The sequence below is a fragment of the Candidatus Chordibacter forsetii genome (assembly GCF_964187505.1).
GTDB lineage: Bacteria > Verrucomicrobiota > Verrucomicrobiia > Opitutales > Seribacteraceae > Chordibacter > Chordibacter forsetii.
The window spans coordinates 1-6,598 of the sequence record NZ_CAXLML010000025.1 but is presented as its reverse complement, the minus strand read 5'-3'; the positions used below and the strand labels follow the sequence as shown (position 1 = coordinate 6,598).

7 protein-coding genes are annotated in these 6,598 nt (G+C 44.2%); all 7 read left to right on the top strand.

The window, feature by feature from the left end:
• Window positions 1-664 (top strand): phosphoribosylamine--glycine ligase (locus tag ACKPQ4_RS01030; protein WP_407679351.1); only part of this gene is annotated, 664 nt, incomplete at its 5' end.
• Between the two features lie 52 nt (window positions 665-716).
• Window positions 717-1,220 (top strand): low molecular weight protein arginine phosphatase, encoded by a 504-nt coding sequence (locus ACKPQ4_RS01025; protein WP_407679350.1) that lies wholly within the window; start codon window positions 717-719, stop codon window positions 1,218-1,220.
• A gap of 25 nt (window positions 1,221-1,245) precedes the next feature.
• Window positions 1,246-2,538 (top strand): serine hydroxymethyltransferase, encoded by a 1,293-nt coding sequence (locus tag ACKPQ4_RS01020; protein WP_407679349.1) that lies wholly within the window; start codon window positions 1,246-1,248, stop codon window positions 2,536-2,538.
• A 30-nt stretch (window positions 2,539-2,568) separates the two neighbouring features.
• Window positions 2,569-3,297, top strand: a complete 729-nt coding sequence (locus tag ACKPQ4_RS01015; protein ID WP_407679348.1) for a pilus assembly FimT family protein — start codon at window positions 2,569-2,571, stop codon at window positions 3,295-3,297.
• Entirely contained in the window at window positions 3,297-5,324 is a 2,028-nt protein-coding gene (locus ACKPQ4_RS01010) for a ribonuclease R family protein (protein WP_407679352.1), read from the top strand. Before ACKPQ4_RS01015 ends, ACKPQ4_RS01010 begins: the two co-directional genes overlap by 1 nt.
• A gap of 48 nt (window positions 5,325-5,372) precedes the next feature.
• A complete protein-coding gene (locus ACKPQ4_RS01005; protein ID WP_407679347.1) occupies window positions 5,373-5,912 on the top strand; it encodes a DUF5069 domain-containing protein in 540 nt (179 codons plus the stop codon).
• A 19-nt stretch (window positions 5,913-5,931) separates the two neighbouring features.
• A partial coding sequence (gene dapF / locus ACKPQ4_RS01000) for a diaminopimelate epimerase (protein WP_407679346.1) occupies window positions 5,932-6,598 on the top strand: 667 nt, incomplete at its 3' end.

Sequence of the window (6,598 nt, the reverse complement as noted above, 5' to 3'; positions counted from 1 at the left end):
TTATGTTACTCTGCCCATGAGCCAGGATCATAAAAAGGTGGGCGAAGGAGATACGGGTCCTAACACCGGGGGAATGGGAGCTTATGCACCCACATCATTAGTGAGTCCATCCATGCTTGCCGAATATGAGGAGAGCATCGTTCGACCAACTTTGGCTGGATTAAAGTCGGAAGGCATGGAATTTCGGGGAACCCTCTATATTGGATTAATGCTTACGAAATCAGGTCCAAAAGTGTTGGAATTTAATGTTCGCTTCGGTGATCCCGAAACCCAAGTTATTTTACCGTTGGTCGATCAAGACCTAGTTCCCGTACTTATTTCCTCGGCCAAAGGGGAACCCTTGCCTGACCAACTTAAGATAAAACAGGAGTTTGCCTTGGTAGTCGTGCTCGCAAGCGAAGGATACCCTGGTAACTATCCAAAGGGGGATACGATTACCCCGCCCTCTCCGCTTCCCCCATGCACTCTGCTTATTCATGCTGGCACAGCCTCTAGACCAGATGGAAGTGTGGTTAGTTCTGGCGGTCGTGTACTGGGTGCGGTAGGTACAGGAAAAAGCCTGCAGGATGCGAGGAACTCGGCTTATGAATTGTGCAAATCTGTAGCGTTCTCCTCAAAGTATTACCGCAAAGATATTGGGCACCGTGAATTTTCAAGAACTTAAAGAGGTTCACCCTTGCCATCAGATCGATTGCAGATGAAGATTAAACACGCGTATGGGCAAAAAGAGTCGAGCGAAAAAAGAGAGAAAAGAACTTAAAAAAGTTCTTTTTATCTGTACGGCAAACGTGTGCCGCAGTCCAATGGCCGAGCGTTTATTTGCAAATGCAATGGACGAATCTAAAAGTTCCAAAAAGATTCTTGCCTACTCCGCTGGTCTATCTGCCATGGATGGCGATAAAGCATCGCAAAACTCCATAGATGCATGCGAGGAAATCAAGGTTGATATTCGGGATCATCGTAGTTCCGGCCTAACGCGAACTTCTTTGCAAGAAGCTTCCGTCGTTTTCTGTATGACCGAATCGCATCGGGCATTAATTAACATGTACTTCGAACTGCCCGAGGGCTACCCCATATATTTAATGCGAGAATTTGTGGAGGGAGAAACTAAGGAACTCCCCGACCCTTATGGTCAGGACATTGAAGTTTATCGCCAATGTAGAGACCGAATGCTCGAAGCGATTCCATCCTTGATCAACTGGGTTGAAAAAAACCTCTAAATTTTTAGAATTAGTAAATTAAATCATGACGATCGAAACTGATACACCATCCACCCTGCTTTCTTCCACGCTGGACGCTCGCCCGCTGTCCGAGATTGATCCTCAAATTCATCAAGCAATCGAACAGGAAAGGCAAAGGCAACAAACCCATATCGAATTAATTGCCTCTGAAAATTTTACCCTACCTGCAATTATCGAAGCGACCGGCAGCGTATTGACCAACAAATACGCAGAAGGATACCCCGCCAAAAGGTACTACGGTGGTTGCGAACATGTAGATGTCGCTGAAAGTTTGGCGATTGAGAGAGCTAAACGGCTTTTTGGAGCAGAACATGCAAATGTGCAGCCCCACTCGGGCAGCCAAGCCAATACCGCGGTCTACTTTGCCATGCTCCAACCAGGAGATAAGATTCTTACTATGAGCTTACAGGACGGGGGACACCTTACTCATGGCCATCCCAAAAATTGCAGCGGCATGCTCTATGAAGTAATCAACTACGGAGTCGACACTACCAGTGGCAGAATTGATTACGATTCCATCGAGGCTTTGGCAGAACAAGAAAAACCTAAACTCATTACAGTTGGAGCTTCCGCTTATTCAAGAACCATTGACTTTGAACGTATGGGTAAAATTGCCAAAGCCAATGGTGCCCTGCTTCTTGCTGATATAGCCCATATTGCTGGATTGGTAGCCGCCGGGCTACACCCGTCTCCTGTGCCTCATGCCGACTTTGTAACCACCACGACTCACAAAACCCTAAGGGGTCCAAGAGGGGGGCTCATTCTTTGCAAGGAAGAATATGCAAAAGCGATTGATTCAGCAGTTTTCCCAGGGAACCAAGGAGGACCGCTCATGCATGTGATCGCAGCCAAGGCCACCTGCTTTCAAGAAGCAGGAAAACCCGAGTTCATTACTTACCAAAAACAAGTAAAATCAAACTCACATGCCATGGCTAATGCCTTAAACGGTCTTGGGTTTCATGTGGTTAGTGGCGGAACAGACAACCACCTACTCCTCCTGGACCTTCGCCCCTCTCACCCGGAGATGACTGGTAAGGTTGCTCAACTAGCTCTAGAGGGAGCTAATCTTACCCTAAATCGAAATACCGTACCCGGAGAAACCCGTAGTCCATTCCAAACAAGTGGTCTGCGCATTGGTACACCTGCGGTTACATCCAGAGGCATGAAAGAAGCAGAGATGGAAATTATTGCAGGCATTGTTTACAAAATCCTGCAAGCTCCAGATGAAGCATCAACCATTGAATCACAGCGGGAGAAGTCGCTTGCACTTTGCTCAAGATTTCCCTTACCATACTGATCTTGTCTTAAAAAATTAAAACTGTTCCTTATGAAAAAGCACCATTCTAAGCGTAAAGGCTTCACCCTTATCGAACTTCTTGTTGTCATTACAATCATAGGCATATTAGCCGGAATTGCCATTGGTGCATTTGGAGGCATCTTTGGACAAGCAGGACAGTTAGCTGCCAAGGACAAACTAATGGATATCCATAAGGGAATTGTTCAGGCTTACAAAGGCCAAGCAAAGTTCCCCACTTCAGAATCTTTGGAAGAACAAACTCCAGCCGGATTTGCGGTTTGGTTTCGCAAGAAAACTAGAACCACAGAACCATCTTTATGGTTTATCGATGAAGACGACCGTGTTCTTGCTCTTACCGATGATGGAGGTGCCGGTAAACCCTCACTAATACCGACTGACCCAGGCGGATTAGATGATGAACAAAAATCTGCCATCGGTTGGACCATTGCTATTCCTGGTGAAGGTGCCAGTACTAAACTTGATCAAAACCTTGCCAGTGGTCCCTTTCCCATCATGTGGACTCGTGGACACAATGGTGAAGAATGGGAAGCAGACTCCCCTTGGAGTGGTGATGGTGGACATGTTTTATTTTCCAACGGAAAAGTCGAGTGGTACGAAAAAACCGCGACTGAAGGCGGGGAAGGCGTATTTGCAAAACCACCAGCTGAAGATGCAGATGAAAATACCGATATTGAAACGGTAAATGACCCCAAAGAAGCTCTTCCTGAAGGTTGGGATATCCTCGAGGTCAGTAACTAATACCCCCCCTGCAAAGTAAAAAAAAATTACAAGGCACGATCTTTTTTGTAAGAAATGGTAGAGCTAAAGTTGTTTTAGCTGATACTGATGAAGTTATTTCTCTTGCTCGGGGAAGGTCTTTAACTTCGTTTCATGGAGATGTAGTTGAACTGTTTACACTTCCTCCCAAAAAAAAAGACAAAAAAAGAAAATTTGGTAAGCCTAAACCCCCAAGGTATGAAGTTGGAAAGGTTGTAAAGCGAAAGACCGATGAATTTCTTGGTTTTTTCAGTAGTGAAATCGGAAGACCCATCGTTAATTCGGAAAATTCCAGAATTCCTATGCCATTTAAAGTCATGGGGGACACAAGAAATGCCCAAGAAAACGATAAAGTCCTTGTAAAATTTGTAAGATGGGATCCGCCTGCACGCATTCCAACATGTAAAATCATCAAGGTCCTTGGACCAGCTGATGACGCTCGGACTGACCACAAGGGTATACTGGCTAAGTATGGACTACCCCAATCCTTCCCTCGTGCGGTAGAGGACGAAGCAAACGCTTTTGGAGAAAAAGTGTCAAATAAGGACTGTAAAGGTAGAAAGGACATGCGCGACACCTTCACCTTAACAATAGATCCCTTAGACGCCCGTGACTTTGATGATGCAATCTCCATGACTAGATTGGACAACGGTGACCTTGAGATAGGAGTCCATATTGCTGATGTTTCTCATTATGTAAAACGAGGTTCTGCCTTGGACAATGAAGCAAAAAAAAGAGCCAACTCAACCTACCTTGTTGGCGAAGTTGTTCCCATGCTCCCGCACTCTTTGTCCAGCGGGATTTGCAGCTTAGTCGAGGGGGAAGACCGTTTGGTAAAATCTGTCATTTTCCGCTTTTCCTCGAAGTTTGAACTTCAAGGACACCATCTTTTTGAATCAGTCATTTGCAGTGACAAAAGACTTACTTACGAACAAGCACTGCTCTTTTTGGAAAAAGATAACCTAAAAGAGATTCTTCAAGCTTCCCCACCACCTAGCCGATATTCTGGAAATCCTGGCATCCCGCTTAATGAAGTAAATGAATCCATCCTGGGAAAAATTCATTACACCATTCAAACACTTGGAAAAACCGCATCCATCCTGCGCCAAAAGCGAATGGATCATGGATCTCTTGAACTTTCTTCATTCGAGGTCAAAATCCTTGTAGATGAGGTGGGGCAACCCGAGCAGATTTATCAAAATACAGACGATGAAAGTCATCAATTGATCGAGGAATTCATGCTTTTGGCTAACCAAACTATAGCCCGACAAACCCGCAAGCGAAGACTTCCTGTTGTTTACCGAACACACCCAGATCCAGATCCAGAAAACTTACAAGAATTAAGGCATTTCATGTCCCTCTTTGGTATATCCTGTGGTGAATTAACCGTTCGTAAAGAAGTGCAAAAGATGCTCGCACAAATCAAGCGATCTCCAATCTCACAAGTGTTAAGAATCAAATTTCTGCGTAGTTTACAACAGGCTTGTTACCGAGCAAGCCCAGATGGGCACTATGGATTAGCTATGCAAGATTATCTGCATTTCACTTCACCTATTCGCAGGTATGCAGATTTGGTAACTCATCGGGCGATAGAAGCATTAATCAGGAAGAATCCTAATAAAAACTCACCCTCGGAATCATTGGAAGGTCTTGCTAAGAAACTCTCGGTAAGTGAGCGAAACAGTGTCGATGCCGAAAGGGAATCGGTCAAAGATAAGTTAATTTTGTACTACAAGCGGGACTTGGAAAGTAGAAATCCTGTAAAACATGAAGCTTTGATCACAGAGATCAATCGTCGGGGATTTTTTATTGAATTAACGGAAACGCTTGCTCGTGGATTTGTTACCATTCGTTCCCTGCCACGGGAACTAGGGTATCGGATAAATTCAAGTGGCACATCGCTGCTTGGAAAAAACCCAAAGAACAAATTAAAAATCGGACAGCAAATAAATGTGCAAATTGATAAAATCAATACTCAGGACAAGCAAATGGATTTTCGCTTGGCCTAATCTTTCTGGTTCCTCTATTAATCTCCGCTCGATGGTGCGTTGATTCAAATGTCATACCAATTCCAACAAGATTTATCCCGTATTTGGGAATTAGCCGTATCACTCTACCGTGCCGGTAATACAAATGCTGAAACTTTTCCTATCGAAGAAGAAATCCCAAGACTGGCCTCTTATGGAATCAATAAAATAGATATCTTTGATTATGCAGAAGATTGGTGCCTACACCACGAACCTGACCTCCTCACATTTGTTCTAGTTCATTATGAGAGATGGTCCTATTTCCTTGAAGAACAAAATGGTAAAACATCTACCGAACGGATCGACCCGAACAACCTGCCCTCAAGATCAGAAAAAGTTGAGGGCATTGAATGGTTACCTAGAATTTTACCCAAGGCACGGGCAAAGTTAAAAGGAGAATTACCAGAGGAAGTCATGTACGGTTGTGGTGGAGATCGACATTTTTTTCAAAACAACAACATCCATCCAGCTGAATTTCTTCGTATCACCCGAAAATACATTAAAGATGACCACTCGATCATCCAATGGGTACTGGAACGAAAAAATTCTCCTGCACAGGCACATAATTAATCAATAAACCATTTAGCTCATGATCTTCGAAAAATACCACGCCCTTGGAAATGACTACCTTGTCTATAATCCATCTAGCACAAACCATGAATTTTCTTGCGAAGAAACCGTCCGTATCTGCCACCGTAACTTTGGTTTGGGGTCGGACGGTATTTTAGTGGGTCCTTTGCCTTCGGATAAAGCAGAGTTTGGCTTGCGCATACTCAACCCGGATGGAAGTGAAGCAGAAAAAAGTGGAAATGGATTACGTATATTTGCCAGGTACTTACGGGATTCCGAATTGGTTAGCGACCAGCCCTTTACCGTCGATACACTCGGCGGAGTCGTTACCTGTGAAGTAGCAGCCAACAAATCTATTATTTCTGTTGAAATGGGAAAGGTAAGTTTTCACAGTGACGATATTCCAATCTCTGTAGGCGATACCCCGAGGGAAGTATTGAACGAGAAAATCGAGCTTTCCGATATATCATTTAACTACTACGGAGCGACCATTGGCAATCCTCACTGCGTTATACCCCTTGATGAAGTAACAGAATCAACAGCTAAAAAGTACGGAACAGAACTTGAAAATCATCCAAACTTCCCCAATCGTACAAATGTTCAATTCCTACAGGTTATTAACCGTAACCGAATAAGAATTGAGATCTGGGAGCGTGGAGCTGGATATACCCTCGCATCGGGTAGCA

What these genes read in the sequence shown, in the direction of transcription:
- ACKPQ4_RS01025 (WP_407679350.1), top strand. Translation starts at nt 717, where the DNA reads ATGGGCAAAAAGAGTCGAGCGAAAAAAGAGAGAAAAGAACTTAAAAAA.
- ACKPQ4_RS01020 (WP_407679349.1), top strand. Translation starts at nt 1,246, where the DNA reads ATGACGATCGAAACTGATACACCATCCACCCTGCTTTCTTCCACGCTG.
- ACKPQ4_RS01015 (WP_407679348.1), top strand. Translation starts at nt 2,569, where the DNA reads ATGAAAAAGCACCATTCTAAGCGTAAAGGCTTCACCCTTATCGAACTT.
- ACKPQ4_RS01005 (WP_407679347.1), top strand. Translation starts at nt 5,373, where the DNA reads ATGTCATACCAATTCCAACAAGATTTATCCCGTATTTGGGAATTAGCC.